Origin of the sequence: Mesorhizobium sp. ES1-1 (assembly GCF_020164785.1) — a bacterium.
Taxonomy (GTDB): Bacteria; Pseudomonadota; Alphaproteobacteria; order Rhizobiales; family Rhizobiaceae; genus Mesorhizobium.
In genome coordinates this window covers 150,855-177,821 of the sequence record NZ_JAIUGX010000003.1, presented here as the reverse complement: position 1 = coordinate 177,821, position 26,967 = coordinate 150,855, and the positions used below count along the sequence as shown (strand labels likewise).

Annotated in this window: 26 protein-coding genes and 1 pseudogene; 18 read left to right on the top strand and 9 right to left on the bottom strand. The window is 64.4% G+C overall.

The genetic code is table 11. The annotated features are described in order from the left end of the window. Together LB513_RS06105 and LB513_RS06100 are read right to left on the bottom strand one after the other, a co-directional pair. Window positions 1–2,550, bottom strand: a complete 2,550-nt coding sequence (locus tag LB513_RS06105; RefSeq protein ID WP_224662573.1) for an ABC transporter permease — start codon at window positions 2,548–2,550, stop codon at window positions 1–3. Beyond that, entirely contained in the window at window positions 2,550–3,245 is a 696-nt protein-coding gene (locus LB513_RS06100; protein WP_224662572.1) for an ABC transporter ATP-binding protein, read from the bottom strand. The genes LB513_RS06105 and LB513_RS06100 overlap by 1 nt, the downstream gene beginning before the upstream one ends. Window positions 3,246–3,331: 86 nt before the next feature. Between LB513_RS06100 and LB513_RS06095 the strand changes: the two genes are divergently transcribed. Together LB513_RS06095 and thpR are read left to right on the top strand one after the other, a co-directional pair. Continuing rightward, entirely contained in the window at window positions 3,332–3,976 is a 645-nt protein-coding gene (locus LB513_RS06095) for an arylesterase (RefSeq protein WP_224662571.1), read from the top strand. A 149-nt stretch (window positions 3,977–4,125) separates the two neighbouring features. Further along, window positions 4,126–4,722 carry an RNA 2',3'-cyclic phosphodiesterase gene (thpR, locus tag LB513_RS06090; RefSeq protein WP_224662570.1) on the top strand — a complete coding sequence of 199 codons (597 nt, stop codon included), beginning with the start codon at window positions 4,126–4,128 and terminating at the stop codon, window positions 4,720–4,722. On the opposite strand, the pseudogene LB513_RS06085 reads toward thpR, so the two are convergent. Then, window positions 4,626–5,162 (bottom strand): annotated as a pseudogene (locus tag LB513_RS06085) (low molecular weight protein-tyrosine-phosphatase). The gene thpR and the pseudogene LB513_RS06085 sit on opposite strands and share 97 nt — an antisense overlap. 80 nt (window positions 5,163–5,242) lie before the next feature. Between LB513_RS06085 and LB513_RS06080 the strand changes: the two are divergent. From LB513_RS06080 to LB513_RS06070, 3 genes are all read left to right on the top strand, one after another. Then, on the top strand, window positions 5,243–5,539 hold the full coding sequence (locus LB513_RS06080; protein WP_224662569.1) for a 4a-hydroxytetrahydrobiopterin dehydratase: 297 nt from the start codon (window positions 5,243–5,245) through the stop codon (window positions 5,537–5,539). Window positions 5,540–5,671: 132 nt separating this feature from the next. Then, window positions 5,672–6,034 carry a YkvA family protein gene (locus LB513_RS06075; RefSeq protein ID WP_224662568.1) on the top strand — a complete coding sequence of 121 codons (363 nt, stop codon included), beginning with the start codon at window positions 5,672–5,674 and terminating at the stop codon, window positions 6,032–6,034. Window positions 6,035–6,308: 274 nt separating this feature from the next. Further along, on the top strand, window positions 6,309–6,812 hold the full coding sequence (locus tag LB513_RS06070; protein WP_224662567.1) for an invasion associated locus B family protein: 504 nt from the start codon (window positions 6,309–6,311) through the stop codon (window positions 6,810–6,812). A 50-nt stretch (window positions 6,813–6,862) separates the two neighbouring features. Here LB513_RS06070 and LB513_RS06065 read toward each other — a convergent pair whose 3' ends face one another. Continuing rightward, window positions 6,863–8,212 carry a chloride channel protein gene (locus LB513_RS06065; RefSeq protein ID WP_224662566.1) on the bottom strand — a complete coding sequence of 450 codons (1,350 nt, stop codon included), beginning with the start codon at window positions 8,210–8,212 and terminating at the stop codon, window positions 6,863–6,865. Between the two features lie 191 nt (window positions 8,213–8,403). On the opposite strand from LB513_RS06065, the gene rlmN reads away from it, so the two are divergent. Together rlmN and LB513_RS06055 are read left to right on the top strand one after the other, a co-directional pair. Further along, window positions 8,404–9,636 (top strand): 23S rRNA (adenine(2503)-C(2))-methyltransferase RlmN, encoded by a 1,233-nt coding sequence (rlmN, locus tag LB513_RS06060; RefSeq protein ID WP_224662565.1) that lies wholly within the window; start codon window positions 8,404–8,406, stop codon window positions 9,634–9,636. After that, complete coding sequence (locus LB513_RS06055) at window positions 9,633–10,109, top strand: hypothetical protein (protein WP_224662564.1); 477 nt, start codon at window positions 9,633–9,635, stop codon at window positions 10,107–10,109. The genes rlmN and LB513_RS06055 overlap by 4 nt, the downstream gene beginning before the upstream one ends. Window positions 10,110–10,115: 6 nt before the next feature. Here LB513_RS06055 and LB513_RS06050 read toward each other — a convergent pair whose 3' ends face one another. Continuing rightward, a complete protein-coding gene (locus tag LB513_RS06050) occupies window positions 10,116–10,757 on the bottom strand; it encodes a LysE family translocator (RefSeq protein ID WP_224662563.1) in 642 nt (213 codons plus the stop codon). Window positions 10,758–10,963: 206 nt separating this feature from the next. Here LB513_RS06050 and LB513_RS06045 point away from each other — a divergent pair, with 206 nt between their 5' ends. Both LB513_RS06045 and LB513_RS06040 read left to right on the top strand, forming a co-directional pair. Beyond that, entirely contained in the window at window positions 10,964–12,187 is a 1,224-nt protein-coding gene (locus LB513_RS06045; protein WP_224662562.1) for an argininosuccinate synthase, read from the top strand. Window positions 12,188–12,351: 164 nt separating this feature from the next. Beyond that, entirely contained in the window at window positions 12,352–12,771 is a 420-nt protein-coding gene (locus tag LB513_RS06040; protein WP_224662561.1) for a hypothetical protein, read from the top strand. A gap of 107 nt (window positions 12,772–12,878) precedes the next feature. Here the strand turns inward: LB513_RS06040 and LB513_RS06035 are convergent, their stop codons facing one another. Beyond that, complete coding sequence (locus LB513_RS06035; RefSeq protein WP_224662560.1) at window positions 12,879–13,676, bottom strand: lytic transglycosylase domain-containing protein; 798 nt, start codon at window positions 13,674–13,676, stop codon at window positions 12,879–12,881. Between the two features lie 345 nt (window positions 13,677–14,021). On the opposite strand from LB513_RS06035, the gene LB513_RS06030 reads away from it, so the two are divergent. The 5 genes from LB513_RS06030 to rpsP all read left to right on the top strand — a co-directional run bounded on the left by LB513_RS06030 (window position 14,022) and on the right by rpsP (window position 18,914). Continuing rightward, a complete protein-coding gene (locus LB513_RS06030; protein ID WP_224662559.1) occupies window positions 14,022–15,122 on the top strand; it encodes a putative zinc-binding metallopeptidase in 1,101 nt (366 codons plus the stop codon). Between the two features lie 79 nt (window positions 15,123–15,201). Further along, window positions 15,202–16,170 carry a CPBP family intramembrane glutamic endopeptidase gene (locus LB513_RS06025; protein WP_224662558.1) on the top strand — a complete coding sequence of 323 codons (969 nt, stop codon included), beginning with the start codon at window positions 15,202–15,204 and terminating at the stop codon, window positions 16,168–16,170. 365 nt (window positions 16,171–16,535) lie between these two features. Further along, complete coding sequence (ffh, locus tag LB513_RS06020) at window positions 16,536–18,128, top strand: signal recognition particle protein (protein ID WP_224662557.1); 1,593 nt, start codon at window positions 16,536–16,538, stop codon at window positions 18,126–18,128. A gap of 7 nt (window positions 18,129–18,135) precedes the next feature. Further along, window positions 18,136–18,462 carry a chorismate mutase gene (locus LB513_RS06015; protein ID WP_224662556.1) on the top strand — a complete coding sequence of 109 codons (327 nt, stop codon included), beginning with the start codon at window positions 18,136–18,138 and terminating at the stop codon, window positions 18,460–18,462. Window positions 18,463–18,512: 50 nt separating this feature from the next. Continuing rightward, window positions 18,513–18,914: a 30S ribosomal protein S16 gene (gene rpsP / locus LB513_RS06010; protein WP_224662555.1), complete on the top strand. Its 402-nt coding sequence runs from the start codon at window positions 18,513–18,515 to the stop codon at window positions 18,912–18,914. A gap of 84 nt (window positions 18,915–18,998) precedes the next feature. Here rpsP and LB513_RS06005 read toward each other — a convergent pair whose 3' ends face one another. Further along, window positions 18,999–19,904 carry a bestrophin family protein gene (locus LB513_RS06005; RefSeq protein ID WP_224662554.1) on the bottom strand — a complete coding sequence of 302 codons (906 nt, stop codon included), beginning with the start codon at window positions 19,902–19,904 and terminating at the stop codon, window positions 18,999–19,001. Window positions 19,905–20,121: 217 nt separating this feature from the next. Between LB513_RS06005 and LB513_RS06000 the strand changes: the two genes are divergently transcribed. Further along, entirely contained in the window at window positions 20,122–20,391 is a 270-nt protein-coding gene (locus tag LB513_RS06000) for a type II toxin-antitoxin system Phd/YefM family antitoxin (RefSeq protein WP_224662553.1), read from the top strand. A gap of 3 nt (window positions 20,392–20,394) precedes the next feature. Beyond that, window positions 20,395–20,826, top strand: coding sequence for a type II toxin-antitoxin system PemK/MazF family toxin (locus LB513_RS05995; RefSeq protein WP_224662552.1), 432 nt, complete (start codon window positions 20,395–20,397; stop codon window positions 20,824–20,826). 518 nt (window positions 20,827–21,344) lie between these two features. On the opposite strand, the gene LB513_RS05990 is transcribed toward LB513_RS05995, so the two are convergent. After that, window positions 21,345–22,379, bottom strand: a complete 1,035-nt coding sequence (locus LB513_RS05990) for an aspartate-semialdehyde dehydrogenase (protein ID WP_224662551.1) — start codon at window positions 22,377–22,379, stop codon at window positions 21,345–21,347. Between the two features lie 439 nt (window positions 22,380–22,818). Here LB513_RS05990 and LB513_RS05985 point away from each other — a divergent pair, with 439 nt between their 5' ends. Beyond that, window positions 22,819–24,687: a DEAD/DEAH box helicase gene (locus tag LB513_RS05985; RefSeq protein WP_224662550.1), complete on the top strand. Its 1,869-nt coding sequence runs from the start codon at window positions 22,819–22,821 to the stop codon at window positions 24,685–24,687. A 3-nt stretch (window positions 24,688–24,690) separates the two neighbouring features. On the opposite strand, the gene LB513_RS05980 is transcribed toward LB513_RS05985, so the two are convergent. Then, complete coding sequence (locus LB513_RS05980; protein ID WP_224662549.1) at window positions 24,691–26,103, bottom strand: glycosyltransferase; 1,413 nt, start codon at window positions 26,101–26,103, stop codon at window positions 24,691–24,693. 134 nt (window positions 26,104–26,237) lie between these two features. On the opposite strand from LB513_RS05980, the gene LB513_RS05975 reads away from it, so the two are divergent. Further along, the gene (locus LB513_RS05975; protein ID WP_224662548.1) at window positions 26,238–26,942 is read left to right on the top strand and encodes a DUF805 domain-containing protein; all 705 of its coding nucleotides are present in this window, start codon (window positions 26,238–26,240) and stop codon (window positions 26,940–26,942) included. Window positions 26,943–26,967 lie beyond the last annotated feature (25 nt).

Genomic DNA, 26,967 nt, shown 5'->3' with positions numbered 1-26,967 from the left:
TTACAGGTTGCGCAGCACCGGCGCGGCCTTCTGGCCGAGCACGCGCCAGGTGCCGGCAAGGCCGATGCCAACCGTGATCACCAGCGCGAACACGACGGTCGCCACGGCCACCTCGGGCATGAAGTGATAGGGCAGCGTCATAATGCGTGCGACGACGAACCAGCCCGCGGCGCCACCGGCGGCAAGCGCGAAGATCGCGGTGGCGAGCCCGATCAGCGCGTATTCCAGCGAAAAGGCGGCGATCAGCGTGCGGCGCGTCGCCCCCAGCGTCTTCAGCACAACGGCGTCGTGAATGCGCGCCCGGTTGCCGGCCGCCAGCGCGCCCGCCAGCACCAGCACCGACGCGATCAGCGCCACACCGGCGGCAGCCCGGATCGCTGTGCCGAGCTGACCGACCAGTCGGTTGACGACATCGAGCGCGTCCTTGACGCGGACAGTCGTCACCGCCGGGAAAGCCCGGGTGACGGCGTTCAGCACGCGCGCATCATCCGCCGTCGACGCACCCTTCTCGGTCAGCGTCGCCATCCAGCCATGCGGCGCGCCTGCGAATGTGTTGGGCGAGAACACCATGACGAAGTTGATGCCCATCGTCTCCCATTCGACCTTGCGGAAATTTGCGATCCTGGCCGTCACATTGCGGCCGAGCACATTGACGGTGATCGTATCGCCGAGCTTCAGCCCGATCTGTTTGCCTTCCTGGTCAGAAAATGAGACCAGCGGCTCGCCGACATAGGCTTCCGGCCACCAGGAACCTTCGGTCAGCGTCGCGTTTTCCGGCTGCCTGGCGTCGTAAGTCAGGCCGCGATCGCCTTTCAGCACCCATGCGCCCTCCGCCGGCACCTTGACCTTGTCGACATCGACACCGTTCAAGGCCATCACCCGGCCACGCAGCATCGGCACCTTGGCCAGCGTTCCCAGCGGCGCCTCCTTGCCGACGAGGCTCGCGAACGCATCGACATCCCCGCCCTGTATATCGACGAAGAAGAAGTTCGGTGCGCGCTCCGGCAGGTTGCCGGCAATCTGTCGGCGCAAATTGCCGTCGATCAGCGCCAGCGTCACCAGGAGTGTCAGCCCGAGCCCCAGCGACAGCACGACCGACGGCGTCAGCGCTCCAGGCCGGTGAATGTTGCCGATGGCCAGCCTGAGCGCCACGAACCGCACGCGAGGGCTCCTCCTTGCCGCCCATTGCACCAGCGCGCCGACAAGGCGCAGCACCAGGAAGGCAAGGATGGTGGCGCCGACAAAGATCGAAGCGATGCGCTGGTCGCCCGAAAACAGGATCGCCAGCGCTGCCAGGATCAGCGCGATGCCGACGGCCGAGGCGACATAGACAAGGCGTGGAAGGCCGCTTCCCTCCAGTCCCATCTCACGAAACAATGCCGTGGCCGGCACGTCGCGGGCGCGCCCGAGTGGCAGCAGCGCGAAGGCCAGCGTTACCAGCAGGCCGAACAGCGCCGCCATGCCGAGGGCACCGGGATAGAAACCGCCTTGCGCCGGCACCGGAATGACTGATTGCAGCGCCGCGCTCGCCGCGAAAGGCATCAGCGCTCCGAGCGCCACGCCCAGCACGATGCCGAGAGCGGCGATGATCAGGATCTGCACCAGATAGACCGTGAATACGAAGCCGCCTGAGGCGCCCAGGCTCTTGAAGGTGGCGATGACGCCGCGCTTGCCGTCGAGATAGGCGCGCACCGCATTGGCGACGCCGACGCCCCCGACCACCAAGGCCGTCAGCCCGACCAGCGTCAGGAATTGCGAGAACCGTTCGATATTGGACGAAAGCGCCGGCGCCGCGTTGCTCCGGGTGCGGATCGACCAGCCGGCCTCGGGAAAATCCTTGGCCGCCTGGTCCTGGATCGCCTTCAGCCGTGCCTCGTCGGCATCGGCAGGCAGGCGGATCTTGTAGGCATTCTCGACCAGACTACCCGGCTGGATCAGCCCGGCCGCCGCCAGCGCCTCGTTCGAGATCATCAGCCTTGGCGCGAAACCGAACCCGTCGGACACCGCATCGGGTTCCGTGACCAGCCTGGCGCGCAGTTCAAATTTGGCGGTGCCAAGCTTCAGCCTGTCGCCGAGCTTGAGATGCAGCCGTTCGAACAGGAGGTCGGGTGCCGCCGCGCCAAAGACGCCGGACTTCTCGCCGAACAGTTGTTGTTTCGACAGCGCCGGCGCGGTCTCCAGGGCTCCGTAAAGCGGATAGAAGTCGTCCACGGCTTTGGCCTCGACCAGCGCCTGGTCCGTTCCATCGGCAAGCCGCGCCATGGAGCGCATGCTGGTGCTGTGCGAGAGCACGCCCAGCCCGCCAAGGAAGCCCAGCTCGGCCGGGCTAGCGTCGCGCTGGTTGATCTGGAAGCGAAGGTCGCCGCCAAGCAGGGTCTGACCCTGGTCGGCGACGCCGGCGTTGATCGATCGCGCCACCGAGTTGACGCCGCCGATCGCAGCGACGCCGAGCGCGATGCAAGCCAGAAAGATCAGGAAGCCGGAAAGCCCGCCACGCATCTCGCGCAACGAGAAGCGAACCGCGAGCCGCATTGTGCGCCCTGACGCCATCAGGCCGTTTCCCTGGCGGCCAGCGGCGCTTCGATCCGGCCGGAACGCATCGCGATCTGGCGGGTGCAACGCGCCGCGAGCGCCGGATCGTGCGTGACAAGCACCAGCGTCATGCCGCGCTCGGCGGCCTTGGCGAACAGCAGGTCGGCGACCTGGCGCCCGGTCGCCTGGTCGAGATTGCCCGTCGGCTCGTCGGCGATGAGGATTCGGGGGGACGGCGCCAGCGCCCTGGCGATCGCCACGCGCTGCTGCTCGCCGCCCGACAGTTGCCCGGGATAATGCGTGACGCGTTCGCTGAGGCCGACCGCCGTCAGCTCGCGTGAGGCCACCCCGAACGGATCGGCATGACCGGCCAGTTCAAGCGGTACGGCGACATTTTCCAGAGCCGTCATGTTCGGAATGAGGTGGAAGGACTGGAACACGATGCCAATGTTTCGGCCTCGAAACGAAGCCATCTGGTCCTCGCTTTTGCCATTGAGCAACTCGCCGGCAATACGGACCGTTCCCGAATCGACCTTTTCCAGCCCGGCCAGGACCATTAGCAATGTCGACTTCCCGGACCCCGAGGGGCCAACGATGCCGGTGGCCTCGCCGGACGCCACGTCGAGGCTGACATCCTTTAGAACATGAACGGATGACGCGCCCTGGCCGAGCGTCAGCGATACGTCTTTCAGCGCGATGACGGCTTCTGTCACGATCAAGTCGTCCTATATGAGGGGAAGCCGCTGCCTTGGCGGAGGCCATCGCCGGAAGAATTCCTTCGTCATATGGGGCTCGCCGCATGTCTTTCAAACGCCGCGTTGTCGCGGGTATCCTTCTCATCCTTGCCTTGTGTGGTGCCATGTCCTCGTCACGTGCGGAGCCTTTCAAGATCGTCGGCTTCGGCGACAGCCTTATGGCGGGTTATGGATTAGGCCCCGGAGAAGGTTTTACCGACAAGTTGCAGGCGGCACTGCGAGCCAAGGGTCATGATGTGACCGTCGCCAACGCAGGCGTTTCCGGCGACACCACCAGCGGCGGCCTGGCGCGGCTCGACTGGTCGGTGCCGGATGGGACGCAATTGGTCATTCTCGAACTCGGCGCCAACGACATGCTTCGCGGCGTATCGCCCGACATCGCCCGCAAAAACCTGGATGCGATGCTCGGAAAGCTGAAACAGCGGAAGATTCCCGTGCTACTCGCCGGCATGCTGGCCGCCCCAAATCTCGGCGTCGAGTACAAAACCGCCTTCGACGGCATGTTCCCGGATCTGGCAGCGAAATATGGCGTCCCGCTTTACCCGTTCTTCCTCGACGGCGTTGTCGGCCAACCCGGCCTGCGGCTCAACGATGGCCTGCATCCGAGCGCCAAGGGCATCGACAGGATGGTCGAGCGCATCCTCCCCACCGTCGAGAAAGCGATCGCGGCGGTGCCGGGCGGTGCTTGACCACGGGCAAGATGATGGTGCCGTCGTTCGAAACGCACCGGTCGGCCGCCGATCCACCAAACACGGCTACGGCCAACAAACCCCTTGCTCCGCCCGCCGTTAGGTGATTCGCTAGGGGTATAGTTCGATTCGAGGAAGGGAGGCTCATCATGCCGCGTCTTTTCACCGCCCTCGAAATTCCGCGTGACGCCGCCCTTTCGCTGTCCCTGCTGCGGGGCGGCCTGCCGGGAGCCCGCTGGATCGACGTCGAGAATTATCACCTGACACTGCGCTTCATCGGCGATGTTCCGGGCCACGTGGCCGATGAGATCGCCAATGCGCTCGACCGCGTCAGTCGCCCCTCCTTCTCGCTGGCGCTATCGGGTGTCGGGGCCTTCGGACAGAAGAAGCCGCATGCGGTATGGGCCGGCGCATCCGCCTCGCCCGATCTGGCAGCGCTCCAGGGCGAGATCGAGCGCATCTGCCAGCGGCTCGGCATTCCTGCCGATCCACGCAAATTCATGCCCCATGTGACGCTGGCGCGCCTGCGCAATACCAGCCCGCTTGACGTCGCCCAATATCTGTCGGGGCGCGGCAATTTCTCGACGCTGCCGTTCCGCGTCGGCCGCTTCGTCCTGATGTCGTCGCGCGATTCGGTCGGCGGCGGCCCCTATATCGTCGAGGAAGCCTGGCCGCTCTCCGGCTCCGACAGCCGAGCCTCAAGCCGCTTCGCCAGCGCTTCCGACGCATCGCGGATCATGCGGTAGACCGAGGCGAACGCTTCCTGCCCGTAATAATAGGGATCGGGGACGTCGCGCTTCCGCCCCTCGGCGAACTCCAGATACAGATGGATCCGGTCACGCATCGTGGATGGCGCAAGCGCCTTCAGATCCGCGACATTCGATCGATCCATGCCGAGAATGAGGTCAAAACGGGAAAAGTCCGCCAGCGTGACCCTTCGTGCCCGCTACGCGGCGATGTCCACGCCGTGACCCACCGCGACAGAGACCGAGCGCGGGTCGGGAGCGGACCCGACCTCCCATCCGCTGGTCGCGGCCGAATCGAGGAGCATGGAGCGGCCGCGCCGCGTCCAGACGTCGCGAAACACGCCTTCGGCCAGTGGCGACCGGCAGATGTTGCCGAGGCAGACGAAAAGAATGGAATTGATCGGCTTCGCGCTCGTCGAGCCGGAACTGGTCTTGCGCATGTCGCTATCCAAAACTGCCACGCGCCCCCGCGTTCGATGCATTATGGTGATCAGCCTGTCGGATAGCACGGGAGATCGAAATGACGAGAGAGAAACTGGACAGGCCGGCCGCCGAAGCGGCGCTGGCCGGGCTCGACGGCTGGACATTGGCGCAGGACGCCGCCTCCATCGGCCGCACCTTCACCTTCAGAAATTTTTCCGAGGCCTTCGCCTTCATGACGCGGGTCGCCATGGCGGCCGAAAAGATGGATCATCATCCCGAATGGTCGAACGTCTACAAGACCGTCGACGTTACGCTGACCACCCATGATGTCGGCGGCGTCACCGCGCTCGACATCGAACTGGCGAAAAAGATGAACCGCTTTGCCGGTGGCTGATCCCTCGTATTTGATCGCGAGGCGGTACAGGTGCCAAATCGGCGCCGGCATCTTGCAGCGCGGTTCGGGTTTCCCCACATTTTCGTCGGCGGGCATGCGCATGATGCGCATTGGCCCTGCAAGGAGAGGTTGATGGCGCGGCAGTCCGGTTCTGATTTCTTCGGCTTTGGCGGCAAGCTCGGCGACGAGAAGGACGTGCGCGATAAATTCTGGCGCACCGCCAAGAAGGCCGCGCGGCAGATCCCCTACATGGAAGAGGTGGTCGCCGCCTATTACTGCGCCATGGACAAGAACACGCCGCTGCGCGCCAAGGGCATCCTTTTGGCAGCGCTTGGCTATTTCGTGCTGCCGGTTGACGTCATTCCGGACTTCGTCGTCGGGCTTGGCTTCACCGATGACATTGCCGTTCTCACCGCTGCGATCACCGCCGTCAGCGCCCATATCAAGCCGGCCCATCGGAAAGCCGCCAAACAGGCGATAGCCGACAAGGGCTGAGAGTTACAGCCGGTCATCTCCGTCGAATTGCCGGGGTTCGGCGACGTCCGAAAAAGTCAAACTCTTGCCGCTTTCGTGGCCTCCAAGTCGCCGCAGGGACGTCGCGCCACCCGCTCGCAAGGCGGCGGCGCGGGAATGGCGGCGGTTTCCTCGGCTGAACTTCCTTTTCTCTTGGGAAATTCACCGTTTGGTAACCCAGATTAAATCAAAATGAAGCGACGGGCAGGACGCCAAGCCGGCCTGCCTCCGCACCATTTGGAATACGGGAAAAACGATGCGCGGATTGATTGCACTAGTTTCCAGCCTGGTCCTGGTGGCCGCGACAGCGCCCGTGATGGCACAGTCGGCGACCAAGATCGGCCAGCACAATGCGTGGGGCACCTACAGCTACCAGGCATCGGGCGGCAAGGTCTGTTATGTTTTGACCGTGCCGACCGACAAGCAGCCGCCGACGCTCGATCATGGCGACATGTTCTTCTTCGTCAGCCAGCGGCCGGGGCAGCAAGTGTCCTACGAGCCGCAATTCATCGCCGGCTACACATTCCAGGAAGGCTCCAAGGCCACCGTCACCATCGACAAGAAGAGCTTCTCGATGTTCACGCGCGGCAAGTCGGCCTGGGTCGAGAACGCCGCCGAGGAACCGGTCCTGATCGCCGCCATGAAGACCGGCACCGATATGAAGGTGACCGCCAAGTCCGGCCGTGGCAACCCGACCTCCTACGTCTTTTCGCTCAAGGGCATTTCGGCGGCGCTGTCGTCTATCGCCAAGTGCAAATAGACAGGGATTTCCCTGATCGAAAGGCCGAGCGCAGGGCCCGCCTTTTGCCCTCATCCTGATTCCGGCAAGCCCTCAGCCCGGCGTCTTCGGATCGCGTCGGCGATGAAGACGCGCGAAAGGGCGTGATAAAGCGGCTCGTGCGAGATCAGGCGCGCCGTGCCGTAGCCCAGCATCGAGGCCAGCATCAGCGCGATGACATTGTCGTGATTGCCGGTCATTTCCAGGATGATGACGAAGGCCGTCATCGGCGCTTGCACCACGCCGGCAAAGTAGCCGGCCATGCCGAGCAGTGCCGCCGCGCCGGTGCTGGCACCGAAGACGAGGCCGAGCGAACTGCCGAGACCGGCTCCCACCGCCAGGGAGGGCGCGAATATGCCGCCCGGAATGCCGGAGACCATCGACAGCAGACCGGCGAGGAATTTCTCGGCGAAGAAGAACCAGGGCAGCGGCGTGCCTTCCACCGCGCCGCGCGCCTGCGCGTAGCCGGTGCCGAAGGTCAGCCCGCCCGATGCGATGCCGATCCCCGCCACGGCAAGGCCGCAGACAGCGGCCACCAACAGGGCGCGCGCCAGTGGCTGCTGCGTGCGCCAGCGGCGGATCCGCCGCGTCGTCTTCAGCGCCAGAAGCGAGAACAAGGCGCCGAAGCCGCCGCCGATGACCCCGCACGCAATCACCAGTGGCCATTCGGCTGCAAACGAGATCGTATCCTTCGAGACCCCGAAATAGGTGTAGTTGCCGAGCAGCCCGAGCGAGGCCAGGCCGGCCAGGATCACCGCCGTCAGCACCAGGCCGTTGGTGCGGGCCTCGTAGGTTCGGCCCATTTCCTCGATGGCGAAGACGATGCCGGCCAGCGGCGTGTTGAACGCCGCCGCGATGCCCGCCGCCGAGCCTGCCAAGATCAGGCCCCGCGCCTGAGCCATGCCGCCCCAGCGCGCTGCCTGCAGCATCAGCGAAGCGCCGACCTGCACGGTCGGCCCCTCGCGGCCGATGGAAGCGCCGCAGAACAGGCCGACGACGGTGAGGGCGATCTTCCCCGCCGCCAGTCGCAACGACAGAAGGTGGACGCGGTCTTCATCGTCGCGCAAATGGCGCGCTGCGATCGCCTGCGGAATGCCGCTGCCCTGCGAGCCGGGGAAGAAGGCATGGGCAAGCCACGCGGACAGCACGAAACCGAGTGGCGTGACCGCAAGCGGCAGATAGAAGCGCCAGCCCCCACCATTGCCGGTCATGATATGGAACAGCGCCTGCGCCTTGTCGGCCAGCACCGCGAACAGCACGCTGATGATTCCGATCGAGACCGCGCCGGCCCAGAAAACCAGCCGCGGCTGCCACACACGCCGCGAACCCCACATGGCGCGCGTGCGCCGCAACAATGGGTATTTTCGCGATCTGCCGGCCATGTCGGTCCTCTTGGTAGGGAATAGGCAGTAGGTGGTAGTCAGTAAGGGAGTAATGGAGAAGTTGGACCTGCTACTCCCTACTCCCTACTCCCTACTCCCGCATGACTCCGCGCTCAACCTGTGCTATGCGCCGCGCTTCATATCGGGCCGATGGATGAAATCGGCCGCAAACCGCTTATATCAGTGCAGCCATGACCCTTTCCTTCGACCTTGCCATTGAAGGCGTCCGCGATTCTTTGCGCGCCCCTCCCGCGCCCGAGAAGCCGTCGCTGATCGGTCTGACGCGCGCCGAACTCGGCGAGGCGCTGGTCGCCTCGGGTGTCGTGCCCGAGCGGCAGGCGAAGATGCGCGCCCAGCAGCTATGGCACTGGATGTATGTGCGCGGCGTTTCCGATTTCGCCGGCATGTTCAACATCTCCAAGGACCTGCGCGCCGAACTCGACAGGCATTTTACCGTCGCCAGGCCCGAGATCGTCGAGGAGCAGATCTCCTCGGACGGCACGCGCAAATGGCTGTTCCGCTTCCCGCCGCGCGGCGCCGGCAGGCCTGTGGAGATCGAGACCGTCTACATTCCCGAGGAAGGCCGCGGCACGCTCTGTATCTCTTCGCAGGTCGGCTGCACGCTGACCTGCTCGTTCTGCCATACAGGCACGCAGAAGCTGGTGCGCAATTTGACCGCCGAGGAGATCCTGGCGCAATTGCTGACCGCGCGCGACCGTCTGGGCGATTTCCCGGACCGCGACACGCCGGACGGTGCCATCGTGCCGGCCGAGGGCAGAAAAGTCTCCAACATCGTCATGATGGGCATGGGCGAACCGCTCTACAATTTCGAGGCGGTGAAAAAGGCGCTGCTGATTGCATCGGATGGCGATGGCCTTTCGCTCTCCAAGCGCCGCATCACCCTTTCCACCTCCGGCGTCGTGCCCGAGATTCTGCGCACCGGCGAGGAGATCGGCGTCATGCTGGCGATCTCGCTGCATGCCACCAATGACGATCTGCGCGACCTCTTGGTCCCGATCAACAAGAAATATCCGCTCAAGGAGTTGATCGCGGCCTGCCGCGCCTATCCGGGCCTGTCGAACGCCAAGCGCATCACCTTCGAATATGTGATGCTGAAGGACGTCAACGATTCCATCGAGGACGCCAAGGGGCTGATCAAGCTGCTCAAGGGCATTCCGGCCAAGATCAATCTGATCCCGTTCAACCCTTGGCCGGGAACCAACTACCAGTGCTCGGACTGGGAGACGATCGAGAAATTCGCCGACTACATCAACAATGCCGGCTATGCCTCGCCGATCCGCACGCCGCGCGGCCGCGACATCCTGGCCGCCTGCGGCCAGCTCAAGTCGGACTCGGAGCGCATGCGCAGGGTCGACAGGCTGGCGCTCGAAGCCATGATGATTGCGGGGCACGGCGAGGGGTGAGCCGCGTCTTTGCCTATCTAATCCGCTTTGCGGTCATTCTGTTCGGTTATCTCGTCGCCTCGCTTGCCGCCAGCGCCTTCCTCAACATCCTGTTCCTGGCCTCGCTCGGCTACTCTCCGCAGCACGACCAGCCGATGGCGGCTTCCCTGTATGTCTCGATTCCTGTCTTGGCTCTGTTCGTGGCCTATTTCGCCCTGCTGCCGGCATGCATCATAATCCTAATCGCCGAAATCGTGGGCTGGCGCGACTGGCTGTTCTACGCATTGGCCGGCGCGGTGGTCGCGGGCGCCTTCCTCGGCATGGTCGACCATGCCGGCGACACCACCTTCGCGATCAGGGAGACCAATGCCATCATGGCGGTGATCGGCGGCGGCATGGTCGGCGGCATTTTCTACTGGCTCAGCGCCGGGCGCCTTGCTGGAAGCTGGTGGCGAGGCGAACCGGGTTTCGACGATCGCGGCCGGCCAGGATGACGCCCGCTACTTCGCCTGCGCCGTCAGGATCTTGAGCGCGAAGGCCGAAAACACGCCGGCGAACAGATAATCGACGACACGCGTCACGCGTGGGCTGGCCTTCATCGCCGCCGAGAACTTTTCCGCCGCCAGCACCATCGGCGCCGTTACCGGGATCGACAGCGCGATGAACATGAGCCCGAGGAAAAACAGCTTTCCCGGCGCGTGCGGATCATGCACGGCGACGAACTGCGGCAGGAAGGTCATGAAGAACAGAATGATCTTCGGGTTGAGCAGATTGACTCCGAAACCCGCCGCCCAGCTGCGCAGCAGCGAAATCCGCGGGCCCGTCTTCTTCTCCGGAGAAAAGGCCGAACCTTTGGCGATTGCTTGCCAGGCGAGGAAGACGAGATAGCCGGCGCCGAATATCTTGAGGACAAGGAAGGCCATCGGCGAGGCGACGATCAGCGCCGAAACGCCGACCACGACCAGCGTGGTGTGCACCAGCGTGCCGCATAGCGCGCCCGCCATCGAGGCGAAACCCGTGGCGCGGCCCTGACTCAGCGTGCGCGAAACGAACAGGGTCATGTCCGGCCCGGGCGTGATCGCCAGGATTACGGTGGCGATGGCGAACTGGATAAGCGTGGCGGTGCCGGGAATGAACGACATAGGTCGCCCTCTGGTTCGGGAACAGGCAGCCTATAGAACATGCGGCTCGTCCCCGCCAGCTGCCTGGGTCGCGCGAAGGCTGATCCAGCGCCGTGAATCGTCTGTCCCGAAGGCCTGCCTTGCACTGCAACAGCCTGGTCACTTGCGCTTTCCGGAAACGCCGTGATACCTCGCCCGCGAAGAACCCTGTCGCGGAACCGCCAACAATGTCCAAGTTCAAAGACGTCAAGAAGGTCGTGCTCTCTTATTCCGGAGGCCTCGACACCTCCATCATCCTGAAATGGCTACAGACCGAGCTCGGTGCCGAGGTCATCACCTTCACCGCCGATCTCGGCCAGGGTGAAGAGCTGGAGCCGGCGCGCCGCAAGGCCGAGATGATGGGCATCAAGGACATCCGCATCGTCGACGTACGCGAGGAGTTCGTCTCCGACTTCGTCTTTCCGATGTTTCGCGCCAACACTGTGTACGAAGGCACCTATCTGCTCGGCACATCGATCGCGCGGCCGCTGATCTCCAAGCACCTGGTCGAGATCGCCAGGGAAACCGGGGCTGACGCGATCGCGCACGGCGCCACCGGCAAGGGCAACGACCAGGTCCGTTTCGAGCTCTCCGCCTATGCGCTGAACCCCGACATCAAGGTCATCGCGCCGTGGCGGGACTGGTCGTTCAAGTCGCGCACCGACCTGATCAACTTCGCCGAGCAGCACCAGATCCCGGTGCCGAAGGACAAGAAGGGCGACGCGCCGTTCTCGGTGGACGCCAACCTTCTGCACTCCTCCTCCGAGGGCAAGGTGCTGGAAGACCCGTGGAGCGAGCCGCCGGAGTTCGTCCACCAGCGCACCACTTCGCCCATGGACGCGCCGGACAAGGTCACCGAGATCGAGATCGAGTTCCTCAAGGGCGATCCGATCGCGCTCAATGGCGAGAAACTTTCGCCGGCGACCATGCTGGCGGCCCTCAACGATCTCGGCCGCGACAATGGCATCGGCCGGCTCGACCTTGTCGAGAACCGCTTCGTCGGCATGAAGTCGCGGGGCGTCTACGAGACGCCCGGCGGCACCATCCTGCTCGCCGCGCACCGCGCCATCGAATCGATCACGCTTGATCGGGGTGCCGCCCACCTCAAGGACGAGTTCATGCCGCGCTATGCGGAGCTGATCTATAACGGCTTCTGGTTCTCGCCCGAGCGCCTGATGCTGCAGGCAATGATCGACAAGAGCCAGGAGGATGTCGAGGGCACGGTGCGTCTCAAGCTCTACAAGGGCAACGTCATGGTGACCGGCCGCAAGTCGAAAAAGACGCTCTATTCCGATGCGCTGGTCACCTTCGAGGACGACCGCGGCGCCTATGACCAGAAAGACGCCGCCGGCTTCATCCGCCTCAACGCGCTCAGGCTGCGCACGCTTGCCGCGCGCAATCGTCAGGGGTAATCTCGCGATTGCCCTCGGTCCGCCCTCGACTGTGACCAAGAACCCGGCCAGCAAGCCGGGTTTTATTTGCGGGTCTCGATTTCAACAGAATAAGCCAACTTCACGCGATTCCGAATTGACCTCCCGACGCCTTTATTTGAATTCATCTGGGGGTAGGGGCTCCGATGGTGAAAAATAGCTTTTCTCTTCTGCTTGCCGCAGTTGCGGTCTTGGCAGTCTGCCAGTCTTCGCAGGCAGGGGCTGAGGATATGACCGCTTGCACCGACTCTGTCCGTGCATGGAATATCACTGCCAAGCACGATATCGCGTCGTTCATGAACGTGTCGCTGGAGCGCTTGCCGGCGTTGGTTTGTCAACGACTATATGCGGGCGTCAAGAGCGGTCGCATCAGCTACTCCGACATAAACAGGCTGCAACTCGATCAACCGACTGAAATCTGGCTGGTCCTCAAGGGCAAGTCAAAGACGGCTCTGAAAGCACCCCCGCCGCGCAAGTCAAATTTCCGGACTTGCACCGGGATCGACGGAAGCTTCCAGATTCCTGCTGTTCGGAAATGTCCGTTGAGCGGATACGCGCACTACTGACAGCGCGGTCATAAGCCAATTATGGGAGCAATCGATCCACCCTGCTCATGAATGGAAAGCCCGGCACGTGGCCGGGCATCCTTGGAGCGAGACCGGGCGGCAGTGGGTCAGCCGCCGTCGATCGCGTCAGCGATGCGCGCGATGGCTTGCTGGTAGACGCTCGCCGAATTCCAGCCGGCGATTGCACCCAGATTCGAGCTCGCGCTGGCCCCTGCCCGCCAGCCATGCGCCTTGAGGAAATTGGCGGTCGAAGCCAGGGCGGTGCCCTTGTCGCGCAAATTTCCGCTGCCGACGCCGTATTTCAGCACATTGCCGGGAAGGAACTGCGTGTGACCGATCTCGCCATGCGCGGCGCCGACCGACGAGGAGCTCAACGCGCCGCGATCGACCAGCTTCAGCGCAGCGATGGCGTGCGGATAGAAGAACCCCGGACGGCGGCAATCATAGGCAAGCGTCAGGATGGCCGAAACCGTATTCTGGTTGCCCATGGCGGAGCCGAAGCCGGTTTCCATGCCCCAGATGGCGAGCAACACGCCCGGCGAGACGCCGTAGGTACTTTCGATGCGGCTGAACAGCGCCGCGTTCGACTTCTTCAGCGCACGGCCTTTGGAAATGATCGCCGCGCCGCCACGACGCTTCATGAAGTCGTCCACCGAGCCGCTGAAGGCCTTGTGAATGCCGCGATCGACCGAGATGGTCTTCGTCGCGTAGCTGGCACCGGCAAGGGCTGCCAGCCCCTTCGCGCCAACGCCCTCGGCCTTGGCCTCAGCGGCGAACTCGGGCTTCCATGCTTCGAAGCCCGCGCCGGTCTTGCCGCAGCTGGCCGCCGCCTGCGCCCCTGTCGCCATCGCAAGCGCCGCCACCGCCGCGGCCGCTAACATCCTACCCTTGGCAAGAAATGCCATGTTTATCTCCTGATTGCCTGATTTACGTCCCAGCCGCGAATTTGCCAGCGAAACAAGCCCTTGTCACTGCCCGAGCTGCCATGATGGCGAATGCCGTGGAATTCGCGCATGATCAAGTGATTATTATGGCGGGGGCCAGCACGAATGACGTCATCGCGCCCCTTTGCGCCGGAATGCTAGGCTTAAAGCATGGCGCAGGGGCCGGCTGATGAGGCTCCTGATGGGGCGGTGGCCTTTTGGTCGGCGCCCGGTTCAGGGCAAAATAGCCTCTCGCAAGGCGGAACGCTGCTGCATGGTCGGCGTTGGAGGGGGTCGCCATGCACTTTGCTTGTCTGAGGGACCGACATGAAACTTTTCGACTGCCCGCATTGCGGCCACCGGCTCTATTTCGAAAACGCCCAGTGCCTGAACTGCTCAAGCCTCGTCCTGTACGATCCCGAGCAGGCACGTTTCGCCCTATCGGGTGGCGAAGGTGTATTCAAATGCACCAATGCCGATGAATGCGCCTGCAACTGGATGGCCGAGCCCGGGAAGGTCTTCTGTCGGGCATGTGTGCTGAACCAGCTCATTCCCGACCTTTCGGTTGAAGGCAACCGCCAGCGCTGGATCCGCGTCGAGGCGGCAAAGAAGCGCGCCATCTATTCCCTGCTGTCCTTCGGCCTGCCGGTGGCGCCGAAGCTCAACCCGACCGATGAGGTTGGACTGGCCTTCGATTTCCTTGCCGATCCGATCGGCGGCGGACCGGGCGGGGAACGTATCCTGACCGGCCACGACAACGGACTGATCACGCTCAACGTCGCGGAAGCCGATTCGTCCGAACGGGAGAAACGGCGTGTCGAGATGGGCGAGAATTATCGTACCCTGCTCGGCCATTTCCGCCACGAACTTGGCCATTATTACTGGGACCGCCTGATCCGCGACGACCCGGAGAAACTGTCGGCCTTCCGAGCCCTGTTCGGTGACGACCGAGCCGACTACGAGCAGGCGCTGAAGGATCACTACGCCAAGGGCGCACCGGCCGATTGGCAGCAGACGCACATCTCCGCCTATGCCACCTCGCATCCGTGGGAGGACTGGGCGGAAACCTGGGCTCACCACCTGCACATCACCGATACGCTCGAAATGGTCCACGCCCTGAACTTTCCGCTCGGCCGGCTGGAGACGGTGGAAACGAACGATCTGCCGCCCGGCGACACCGGCGGCGAGCCGCAGGCGGCGCCCTGCGATCCCGCTTCGGCGCCCGAGCCCTTCGAAATGATCCTTGAGCGTTGGCTCGTCCTGTCCGAGGCCTCCAACTCGATAAACCGCTGCATGGGCCTGCCGGACCTCTACCCCTTCGTTATTTCCGAAATTACGGCGCGGAAACTGGCTTTCGTTCACGACCTGCTGACCGATCTGCCGAAGGGCGCGCAAGTGGAACCTACACACCACGACGCGGCGGCCTGATCGGCGGCCGGCGAAATCAATTCCGGTTTTCGAGGCCATGAGCTATCAGCGGTCGATGGATTCGACAAAGGAAAGCCGCGTGACGATCGACCCCGCCGCCTTCGAACGCTACCGGAATTCCCCCAACCACAAGACGACCTTGCCCCGTCTTTGCCTGGGAACGGTGATCGTCATCGTCCTATGGGGCGCATCCACCGTGGCGGTTCTGCTTGGCGGCGCCTATGTCTTCGCACTGTGGCAAGCATCTCCGGAGGCGACCCCGCCATACGGCGGCGTGATGGACGGCTTCCTCGCCTCGCCCATCGGCATCCTGAGCGCGCTTGCCTCCTTCAGCGGCATCTGGATCGGCCTATGGATCGCCATGCGCTGGCTCCATGGCGAACCGCTGTCGGCGCTGTTCGGCGCCGGCCGGCATGTGTCGCGATCGGGCTTCCTCAAAGGGCTTATCGCCGTCCTGGTAACCTCGTTGGTGTCCGAGATTCTACTTTATATGCTGCAGCCCGGGATCGCGCGCGGCCCGATCAGCCTGTCGTCATGGTTGCTGTTTCTGGTGCCCATCATCTTGCTCACCCTGTTGCAGACCTCGTCGGAGGAGATGCTGTTCCGCGGCTACCTCTTGCGCGGCCTGGCCAAGCGGTTCAGGAGCCCGTTGATCTGGGCGCTGCTGCCCGGCCTGCTGTTCACGTCGCTGCACTGGAGCACCGGTTCGTCGGCGGCCATCAATGCCTGCGTGCTGGCCTCCATCGCAGCCTTCGCGCTGGTGCTGACGCTTCTTGTCTACGCAACCGGCAATCTCGGCGCGGCGCTTGGCGCCCATCTGGGCAACAATCTGACCGGCTTCCTCATCATCTCGCACCAGCAGAGCTACAATTCCTTCGCCCTGCTAAACGCCAAGCCGCTCGAAGGACCAGGCTGGACGACATCGGACGCGGTGCTGATCGCCTGCATCGGCATCGCCTGCAGCCTGCTGACGATGGCGTTGCTGCTGCATCCGCGCTCGCCGCTGAAAGTCACCGCAGAGATGGCTGACCGGGCGGAAGCGGCCTGACCGGAGCCGGCGCCCCGGCCTCGTCTTGACTCCGCGGCCGATTTCCTGTCTACACGCCCCGAAATCCGCGACGAGTATCCCTCCGAGCAAGCCCACCAGGACGCCGAGGCCTCTTTGAGGCCGGTGCTGTAAATCGATCCTGGAGGCCAACACCCGGCAGCGCTGAGCGCCCCCGGGTGCTTTTTGGTTTTGGGCTTTGCTTGGACACTGGGCGCGAACGCATTACCTCTCGGGCACCGTCTGGCGCCAGGGAAAAGGAAACAGAATGTTCGAATCGCTGCAGGAGTGCACAAGAGGCGTGGAGGGCCATCGGCCCGACAGGGAATGCTTTGAATCCAAGGCGCGGTCGCGCGAGGGTTTGGCCAATGTTTGAGTCCCTGCAAGAGCGCCTTGGCTCCATCCTGAACGGCCTCACCGGCCGCGGCGCGCTGTCGGAGGCTGACGTCTCCGCCGCGCTGCGCGAGGTGCGCCGTGCGCTGCTCGAAGCCGACGTGGCGCTGGAAGTGGTGCGCTCCTTCACCGACAAGGTGCGCGAGAAGGCCGTCGGCGCCGCCGTGGTCAAGTCGATCAAGCCCGGCCAGATGGTCGTCAAGATCGTCCATGACGAGCTTGTCGAGATGCTGGGCGCCGAGGGCGTCGCCATCGACCTCAACGCCCCGGCGCCGGTGGTCATCATGATGGTTGGCTTGCAGGGCTCCGGCAAGACGACCACTTCGGCCAAGATCGCGAAGCGCTTATCCGAGCGCCAGAACAAGAAGGTCCTGCTGGCCTCGCTCGATACCCGTCGTCCCGCCGCGCAGGAGCAGCTGCGCCAGCTCGGCGAGCAGATCAAGGTCGCGACGCTGCCGATCATCGCCGGCCAGAACCCGGTCGATATCGCACGACGCGCCGTGCAGGCGGCCAAGCTCGGCGGCCACGATGTCGTCATCCTCGACACCGCCGGCCGCACCCATATCGACGAGCCGCTGATGATCGAGATGGCCGACATCAGGAAAGTGTCGAGCCCGCATGAAATCCTGCTAGTCGCGGATTCGCTGACCGGACAGGACGCCGTCAACCTGGCCAAGAGCTTCGACGAACGCGTCGGCATCACCGGCCTTGTGCTGACCCGCATGGACGGCGATGGCCGCGGCGGCGCCGCGCTTTCGATGCGCGCCGTCACCGGCAAGCCGATCAAGCTGATCGGCACCGGCGAAAAGATGGACGGGCTGGAGGAATTCCATCCCAAGCGCATCGCCGACCGCATCCTCGGCATGGGCGACATTGTCAGCCTGGTCGAAAAGGCCGCCGAGAACATCGACGCCGAGCAGGCCGCGGCGATGGCCAAGAAGATGCAGTCCGGCAAGTTCGACCTGAACGACCTTGCCCAGCAGCTTCAGCAAATGTCGAAGATGGGCGGCATGGGCGGCATCATGGGCATGATGCCGGGCATGGGCAAGATGAAGGACCAGATGGCTTCGGCCGGTCTCGACGACAAGATGTTCGGGCGTCAGCTCGCCATCATCTCGTCGATGACCAAGGCCGAGCGCGCCAATCCGGATATTCTCAAGCACTCCCGCAAGAAGCGCATCGCCGCCGGCTCCGGGACAGACGCGGCCGAGATCAACAAGCTGCTCAAGATGCATCGCGGCATGGCCGACATGATGAAAGCGATGGGCGGCAAGGGCAAGGGCGGCGGCCTCATGCGCGGCATGATGGGCGGCCTCGCCTCCAAGATGGGCCTTGGCGGCATGGGCGGCATGATGGGTGGCGGCATGCCGGACCTGTCGAAGATGGATCCCAAGCAGTTGGAGGCCCTGCAGAAGCAAGCGCAGGCTGCTGGCCTGGGCGGCATGAAGGGCCTGCCTGGAGGCCTGCCCGGCGGCGGTGGCTTGCCTGGCCTGCCCGGCGGCATGAAGCTCCCCGGCCTCCCCGGCCTGGGCGGTGGCGGACTGCCCGGTCTCGGCAAGAAGAAGTGAGGACGCGATGAACGAAGAGAAGGACATGGCCGACGCACGCACCCTTCTGGCCGACTATCGCGCCTCGATCGACAATATCGATGCCGCGCTGATCCATATGCTGGCCGAGCGTTTCCGCTGCACCAAGGCGGTCGGCGTCCTCAAGGCCACGCACGGGCTGCCCCCGGCGGACCCGGCGCGCGAACAACAGCAGATCGCGCGCCTGCGCCAATTGGCGAAGGACGCGCATCTCGACCCCGATTTCGCGGAGAAATTCCTCAACTTCGTCGTCCGCGAAGTGATCCGCCATCATGAGCAGATCGCCGCGTCCAACGGCGCAAGCAAAGCCGGCTGAGAAACAGCCATCACTCTCACAAACCAATCAGAAATTTCAGGAGAAACGAAATGCCTTTGAAGATCCGACTGGCCCGCGCGGGCTCGAAGAAGCGTCCCTACTACCACGTCGTCGTCGCCGATGCCCGCTCGCCCCGCGACGGCCGTTTCATCGAGTCGCTCGGTTCGTGGAATCCGCTGCTTCCTAAGGACGGCGAGCGCGTCAAGGTCGACGCCGACCGCGTCAAGCATTGGCTGTCGCATGGCGCCCAGCCGACCGACCGCGTGCTGCGCTTCCTCGACGAGGCCGGCATCGCCAAGCGCGACGCCCGCTCCAACCCGAAGAAGGCAGAGCCAGGCAAGAAGGCGCAGGAACGCGCCGCCCTGCTGAAGAAGGCGCAGGACGATGCTGCCGCCGCCGTTGCGGCCGCCTCCGCGGCCCCGGCCGAGGCGGAAGCCGCAACCGCCGAATAAGCTTCGTTGCACCGAAGTGCGAGAACGGCGGGCCTCGGCTCGCCGTTTGCATTTCGGCACAAGGAGAGCGAAGACGCCGAAGCATCACGAAAAGTAGAACTTCTCGGCCGGGATCATTTTCGGCGGCGTCTCGCCCAGCGCCTCGAACACCGAAATCTCGCAAACTCGGCATAGGCCGTCGAGCGCGAGATCATTGGCCTCGGTGCCGAACGGATCCTCGAGCTCCTCAGAAAGCGCGTCGAGGCCGAAAAACGTATAGGCGATAAGCGCCGTGAACAGCGGCGTCGCCCATCCCGTACTCGAAATCAGCCCGATGGGCAGGAGCAGGCAGACAATATAGGCCGTGCGGTGCACCAGCAGCGTGTAGGCGAACGGCAAGGGCGTGCCGGCGATCCGTTCGCATCCGGCCTGGATGGCCGTGATCGAAGCCAGCCTCTCGTCCAGGATGCGAAAACCGATCGAATCGACCTCACCGGCCTGGCGCCGGGCATTGGCGCGCCGCCCCATGCGCCGGACCATCTCGTCGGCCGGATTGGCGAACTTCGCAGCCGTATCGGCTTCGGCATCGATGAAGGCCCGGACATCCTTCACGCTGTCGATCTTGCGCAGCTGGCCGCGCAGGAAATGACAGAAGGCCAGCGCCTCCATGAGCAGGGCGCGCTGTTCGGCCTGGTCGGAGACGAGGCTGGTCGTGGCCCGCGCCAGGTTGCGGATTTCGAAGACCAGCGCGCCCCAAAGCTTGCGCGCTTCCCACCAGCGGTCGTAGGCGGCGTTGTTGCGGAAGGAGAGGTAGATCGACAGCGTCACGCCCACCAGGCCGAACGGCGTGATGTTGAAAACGCTGAAATCGAGACCGAACCAGCGTGCCGCGGCAACGATGAGCACCGAATACAGCGCGAAGCCCAGGATCTGCGGCAGGATGCGCGGCACGACAGAGCCGCGCATGACGAAGAAAAGCTGCAGGAAACTCGGACGAGGGCGCACGATCATCGAAGGTCCTTTAGCGGACCGAAGGGGCCCGTGGCTCTGTATTGTGCGATGCAAACGAAACGCAAGGCTCGACCGCCAGCGACATCGTCATGTCGTTGATCCGGCTGCGCCGGCACTGCCCGGGGGGCTACGGTCGTGTTGCCCCAGCTCAGCTTTGACAAAATCGCGAGAGTTGCGTAATTTACGCATAATACGTGATTTGATCAGGAGGCCGATCGTGCGCGAAGTCCCCACTACGGAGTTTACCCGCAATTTCGGGCGCTATCGCGAGATTGTTCAGCGAGAGCCAGTGGCCGTGATGAGCCATGGACGGCCAACCGGCTATTTCGTTTCGGCTGTGGAGTATGAAGATCTGCAGCGCTATAAGAACCTCGCCCAAAGAACTTTTGCGACGCAAGATCTGAAGCATGAAGAAATCGACGCCATTGCCAGCGGGCGGATGTCATCGGAACATGATCATCTTAACGCCCTGCTAGACGTCAAATAAGGCATGCCACTTCCAGAGCCGCAGCTCGGCCTTGTAATCTCATACGCATATCTGTGGCATCACGAGCACGAGGCAGGACAGGATGAAGGCCGAAAGGATCGTCCTTGCGTCATCGTGCTCGCCGTCAAGCGAGGCGTCGACGGTCCAATCGTGACCGTGGTCCCTGTCACACATGTGCCGCCGGCAGACGCCTCGCTGGCGATCGAGCTGCCGCCAGCGGTCAAACATCACCTGGGTCTGGATGGTGAGCGCTCATGGGTGATGCTGCACGAGGGAAACCGTTTCGCGTGGCCTGGCTATGACCTTCGTCCGGTGCCGCGCGCAGATGACCGCTATGATTACGGCTTGCTGCCGCCGCGACTTTTCTCATCGATGGTCGAGCGCTTCAAATCTATTTGGGAGGCGGGGCAAGGACTTCAGGTGCCGCGCGACTGAGCCATTTGCGGATCGCAGCGCCGACGCGCTTCCGAATGAATACGGACCAGAACCCGTGCTGCCCTCATTCGCCCGCCGTCACCATCTCCCTGTGTAGTAACAAGGAGAAGCGCCACCGGCTGAAGGCGATCCCGCGACCGCGGGCCGCCGGTCGTCCGGCGCCCTCGCGGAGGGCCAGCCTCGTTAGCGGCGGTGCAGCCCTTGAGCTAAACCCAAACCGGCCAAAGGCCGAGCCCGCGACCGCGGGCCGCCGGTCGTCCGGCGCCCTCGCGGAGGGCCAGCCGCGGCAGCGGCGGTGCGGCCCGTGAGCGAAACCAAACCGGCCAAAGGCCGAGCCCGCGACCGGGCCGCCGGCTTTCCGGCGCCCTCGCGGAGGGCCAGCCGCGGCAGCGGCGGTGCAGCCCTTGAGCTAAACCCAAACCGGCCAAAGGCCGAGCCCGCGACCGCGGGCCGCCGGCTTTCCGGCGCCCTCGCGGAGGGCCAGCCGCGGCAGCGGCGGTGCGGCCCGTGAGCGGAAACTAAGCCGCCTTCTTCTTCGGCTGGATCAGGCCGCGCTCGACCAGCAACTCGGCGATCTGCACCGCGTTGAGCGCCGCGCCCTTGCGCAGATTGTCGGAGACGATCCACATCGACAGGCCATTATCGATGGTCGAATCCTCGCGGATGCGCGAGATGAAGGTGGCGTCCTCGCCGGCCGATTCCAGCGGCGTGATGTAGCCGCCGTCCTCACGCTTGTCCAAGACCTGGCAGCCCGGCGCTTCGCGCAGCATGTCGCGCGCTTCGTCGGCGGTGATCGGCTTTTCGAACTCGATGTTGACCGCTTCCGAATGGCCGATGAACACCGGCACGCGCACGCAGGTTGCCGTCAGCTTGATCTTGGGGTCGAGCATCTTCTTGGTCTCGGCCACCATCTTCCACTCTTCCTTGGTCGAGCCGTCATCGAGGAAGACGTCGATATGCGGGATGACGTTGAAGGCGATACGCTTGGTGAACTTCTTGACCTCGACGCCGTCGGCGACGAACACCGCGCGCGTCTGCGTGAACAGCTCGTCCATGCCCTCCTTGCCGGCGCCCGACACCGACTGGTAGGTGGCCACGACCACGCGCTTGATGGTGGCGAAGTCATGCAGCGGCTTCAGCGCCACCACCAGCTGCGCCGTCGAGCAATTCGGGTTGGCGATGATGTTCTTGCGCGTGAACAGCGAGATCGCATCCGGGTTCACTTCCGGCACGATCAGCGGCACGTCCTGGTCATAGCGGAACGCCGACGAATTATCGATGACGACGCAGCCCTGCTTGCCGATCTTCGGCGACCATTCCTTGGAGACGTTGCCGCCGGCCGACATGATGCACAGGTCGGTGTCGGAGAAATCATACTGGTCGAGCGCCCTGACCTTCAGCGTGCGGTCGCCGAACGACACTTCGGTGCCCTGGCTGCGCCGCGACGCCAACGCCACGACTTCGCTTACCGGAAAGCCGCGCTCGTCTAGTATGTTGAGCATTTCCCGGCCCACATTGCCCGTGGCGCCGACGACTGCAATCTTGAAACTCATCGAAAAATCTCCTGTCCCTCTCCGCCTGGTTTTTGGAGAAAACCCGCCGGCCAATGCGGGTTCCGTCCCCCGGGCCGGACCCGGGAGAGGGTGGTTAGGCCAAGGGAATCACACCGTTTTGGTGGTGGTTTTGGCCATGGTTTTGCTGAAACGAGGAGACGCGACGACGCGCCCGGCCCAATGATTTGCATCGTGGCCAGGGAAATCGAATGCAAGAACCGCCATCGAAAGGCCGCGCATCGAAATGATCCCGTTCGAAGCGGGCTTTTACGCGGTTTGCGGCAGGAGTCAATTGGTGCCTGGCACCGGCTTTCGAGCCGCGCCCTGTACAAGAGCGGCTCCAGCAAGTACGTACGGCCAAGATTGTTTGGCTGGCGTGACGCCGGCCCCGGCTCGTGCTCCATGATGAGCGCAGACCCCTGAATTCCGAAAGAGCGAGATGTCCGATTTCGAAGCTATTGTTCCGGCGCTTGCCCAGGCGCTGGAAAAACGCGGCTATTCCGAACTGACGCCGGTCCAGAAGGCGGTTCTGGAGCTCGGCCAGGCCGATGCCCTGGTGTCGGCGCAGACCGGCTCCGGCAAGACCGTGGCGTTCGGCCTGGCGCTGGCCCCGACCCTCCTGGGGGATGCGGAGCGCTTTGGCCATGCCGCGGCCCCGCTTGCGCTGGCCGTGGCGCCGACGCGCGAACTGGCGCTGCAGGTGACGCGCGAGCTCGAATGGCTCTACGCGCTGACCGGCGCGACGGTGGCGTCCTGCGTTGGCGGCATGGACATGCGCACCGAGCGGCGCGTGCTGGAGCGTGGCGCCCATATCGTCGTCGGCACGCCGGGCCGCCTGCGCGACCACATCACACGGCATTCGCTGGACATGTCGGCACTGAAGGCCGTGGTGCTGGACGAGGCCGACGAGATGCTCGATCTCGGCTTTCGCGAGGATCTCGAATTCATCCTCGATGCCGCTCCGGCCGAACGCCGCACGCTGATGTTCTCGGCCACCGTGCCGCGGTCCATCGCCACCCTTGCCCAGGGCTATCAGCGCGATGCTGTGCGCATCTCGGCCGCCGGCGAGGAAAAACAGCATCTCGACATCGAATACCGGGCGCTCAGCGTCGCCCAGGCCGACCGCGAGAACGCCATCATCAACGTGCTGCGCTTCTACGAGGCCAAGAACGCGCTGGTGTTCTGCAACACCCGCGCCGCCGTCAATCATCTCACCGCCCGCTTCAACAACCGCAACTTTTCCGTCGTCGCGCTCTCGGGCGAGCTCAGCCAGAACGAGCGCAGCCACGCGCTGCAGGCGATGCGCGATGGTCGCGCGAAAGTCTGCATCGCCACCGATGTCGCGGCGCGCGGCATCGACCTCCCCAACCTCGAACTGGTGATCCACGCTGATTTGCCGACCAATCCGGAAACGCTGCTGCACAGAAGCGGCCGCACTGGGCGTGCCGGGCGCAAGGGCGTCAGCGCGCTGATCGTGCCGGGCAGCGCCCGCAAGCGTACCGAGCGGCTTCTGCAGAACGCCGGGCTGAAAGCCACCTGGGCGAGCCCGCCCTCCGCCGACGACGTCATCCGGCGCGACGACGAGCGCATTCTCGCCGATGCGGCCTTCGAAGAGGCGGTGAAGGACGACGAGCGCGAGTTCATCGACGCGCTTCTGGCTCGCCATGGCGCCGAACGGGTTGCGGCGGCCTTCGTGCGCCAGTGCCGCGCCAGCCGCTCGGCGCCCGAGGACCTTATGGATGTCGCGCCATTCACACCTTCCCGGGAAAGAGGGGCGGGCGAAAACTTCGCGCACCGCGACGAGGCGCCCAGCCGCCGCGACGATTTCGGCGCCAGCGTCTGGTTCTCGCTCTCGGTCGGTCGCCGGCAGAACACCGAGCCACGCTGGCTGATCCCGATGCTGTGCCGCGCCGGCAGCATCTCGAAGCGCGAGATCGGCGCCATCAAGATGCAGCCGGAAGAGACCTACGTGCAGATATCGGCCGATTGGGCCGAGCGGTTTCTGGCCGCCATTGGTCCCGACCGCAAGCTGCAGGGCAGCATTGTGGTCAAACGCCTCGAGGGCACGCCCGATCTGTCGCGCGCCGGCTATCAGGCGCCAAATCCCGACAAGAAACCGCATCGCGGCAAGGCCCCGTTCGACCCCAAGGCGCCGAAGCGCAAGTTCGAGAAACGGGCGCCGGCCTCGGCCGAGCAGCGCCCGGCAGCCGCGCATGAGGCAACGCCCTGGGCGAAGAAGCCGGGCAAGCCGAAATTTGAGGATGGCGGCCCGCCGAAGCACAAGAAGGCGAAGAAGCGACCTTCGTAAACGTTACGAAGGCCGCGACGCGCTCTCCTTCAGCCCGGCCTTGATGGCGGCCCAGCTGGCCGATGCCGGCGTCGGCCGCTGCTGCTTTGCGATACGGTCGGCCAACGACGCGCGCCAGGCCGAGTCTTCAGCCATCCTGCGGATCGCCGCGTACCAGCCCGCCTGGTCGTTCGAATCGATCGACGGCATCAGCCCGCCCGTCGCCTCGATCAGGGAGGGCGCCGTCGACACGATGACCGGAAGGCCGAAATCGAGACATTCCGAGGCGCCGTAGCCCCAGCCCTCGATATGGGAAGGAAAGACGCCGAAGGCCGCGCTGCGATAATAGCCGATCAGCTCTTCATCGCTGACCGGCCCGGTGAATGTCACCGACTGCAGCAACTCGGGATGGGCCTTCAGATAGGCGCGCAACGGTTCGACCATCCAGCCCCAGCGGCCGGCGCAGACAAGCCTCGGCAGCTTGACGCCTTCCTCGAGCGCCTGCTGCCAGATCCGCGCCAGCAGGATGTGGTTCTTGCGGACCTCGATGGTCGAACAGTAGAGCACGAACGGCTCGGCCGCCTCGACGCGCGAGGTGTATCCCATGCGCGACGCTGTCTCGTGCAGGATCGAGGGCATGGCAAAGCGGTATATCGCCGGCGGGCCGATCCCGGCCGTTCGCATATGATCGCTCAGCGTGGCACTGACCTCGTCGGAGGCGCAAAAGGCCGGCGCCCCTGCCGCCACCAGACGTTCAAGGTAAGACCCGAAGCGATCCTCGCCAGTGTCGGCGCCGATCAGATCCGGGCGCAAGGCCGGGATGAGGTCGTGGCAAAGAAACGCAATGTGCCCGGCGCTGCCCGAGATCGCCGCACGGTCTTCCTGCGTCAGGAGGTGATGGCTGATCAGCACAATGCCTGGTTCGGCTACACGCGGCCCGCTGGGAGCGTCCTGGCGCTGGCCGAGCCGGATCCGCGCCCGCCGGTAAAGACGATAGGCACGCATCAGCAGTTTGGTTGCTTGCCATTCTATACCCGTCCTGCCGTTCGTCACGGTCCGTGCAAGGTGCCGGTCCGTCTCGCGCTTGTCCCATGGCCGCAGACGCACGGCTTCAAAAGCCCGGGAGAGTGCGATGCGTCTTCCCGGCCATTGCGCGACACGGTGCGGCGCGATTCCCCCTGTCGCGACATGGTCCAGTTCGAACGGGGCAAGCGGGGTGAACCTGCCCTCCCCCGACCGGTAGGCCACCACATCTACGCTCGGGTCCGGATCCGCCAAAGCCGCGTTGACGAGAAAGCTTTCGACCCTGGGGATTCCCGCCAGGCCCTTGCCCCGCGGCCACAGCATCAGCCCCGTGGCGTCGATGGCCAGCTTCGGCAGCCCCGTGGCTTTCACGTTTGCGGCAGGGAGGTGGGACTTGGAGGGCTCGGCCGGCATGACTGTTCTGTGGCGTGTAGATCCCGCCTTATGCTCGATTTGCGGCAGGGACGGTAGTCGTTCCGCACGGCCTTGCCGACGGCTTCGCCCTTGTGCCACACCTTGGTGGGGACGCGGCGGTTGGGGAGTGGCGAATGCGCGGCGAAGTACTTCATTATGACGAGGATCAGGGCTTCGGCTTCATCACCGGAGCCGACGGCAACCGCTATACCTTCTGGCGCGAGGATCTGCGCCGGGAAACCGTCATGCCTAGGGGCAGTGCTGTCGAGTTCCAGGGCGGCGGCGGCCGGGCGAGCGACGTCTTTTCGATCGCGGCCCTGCCCGTGCAGCAGCCCGGCGGCAGCGACGGCGGCTTCGCACCGGCCACCACGCCGCCTGCGGGACCAAGAGCGCAAGCGGGGCATTTCGGCCGCTCTTCCGAGCTCGCCGAGCCTACCGGCCTCCGGAGCTATTTCTGGCAGGCAGTGACCCGGAATTACTTCAATTTCGCCGGCCGCGCCCAGCGCAAGGAGTTTTGGGCCTATTGCCTGTTCTGGGTGGTCAGCCTGTTCATCATCTTCGGCATCGGCATTTTCACCGATGCTGAGATGGGCAACCTCGACAGCGATGTCTCGGCGGCGGTGACGGTCGGCCTGTGCGGCACCTTCGTGCTGGGCACGTTGCTGCCCGGCCTCGGCATGACCGTGCGCCGGCTGCACGATATCGGCCTCTCCGGCTGGCTCTGTCTGCTGATTCTCATCCCGAGCATCGGCAGCCTGATCATCCTGGTGTTCGCGCTAATCCCGACCCAGGCGCGCGCAAACAAATGGGGCCCGGTGCCCGCAGGGGTCAGGATATAGGTTTAGAACAGACAGTCAGTCGCCC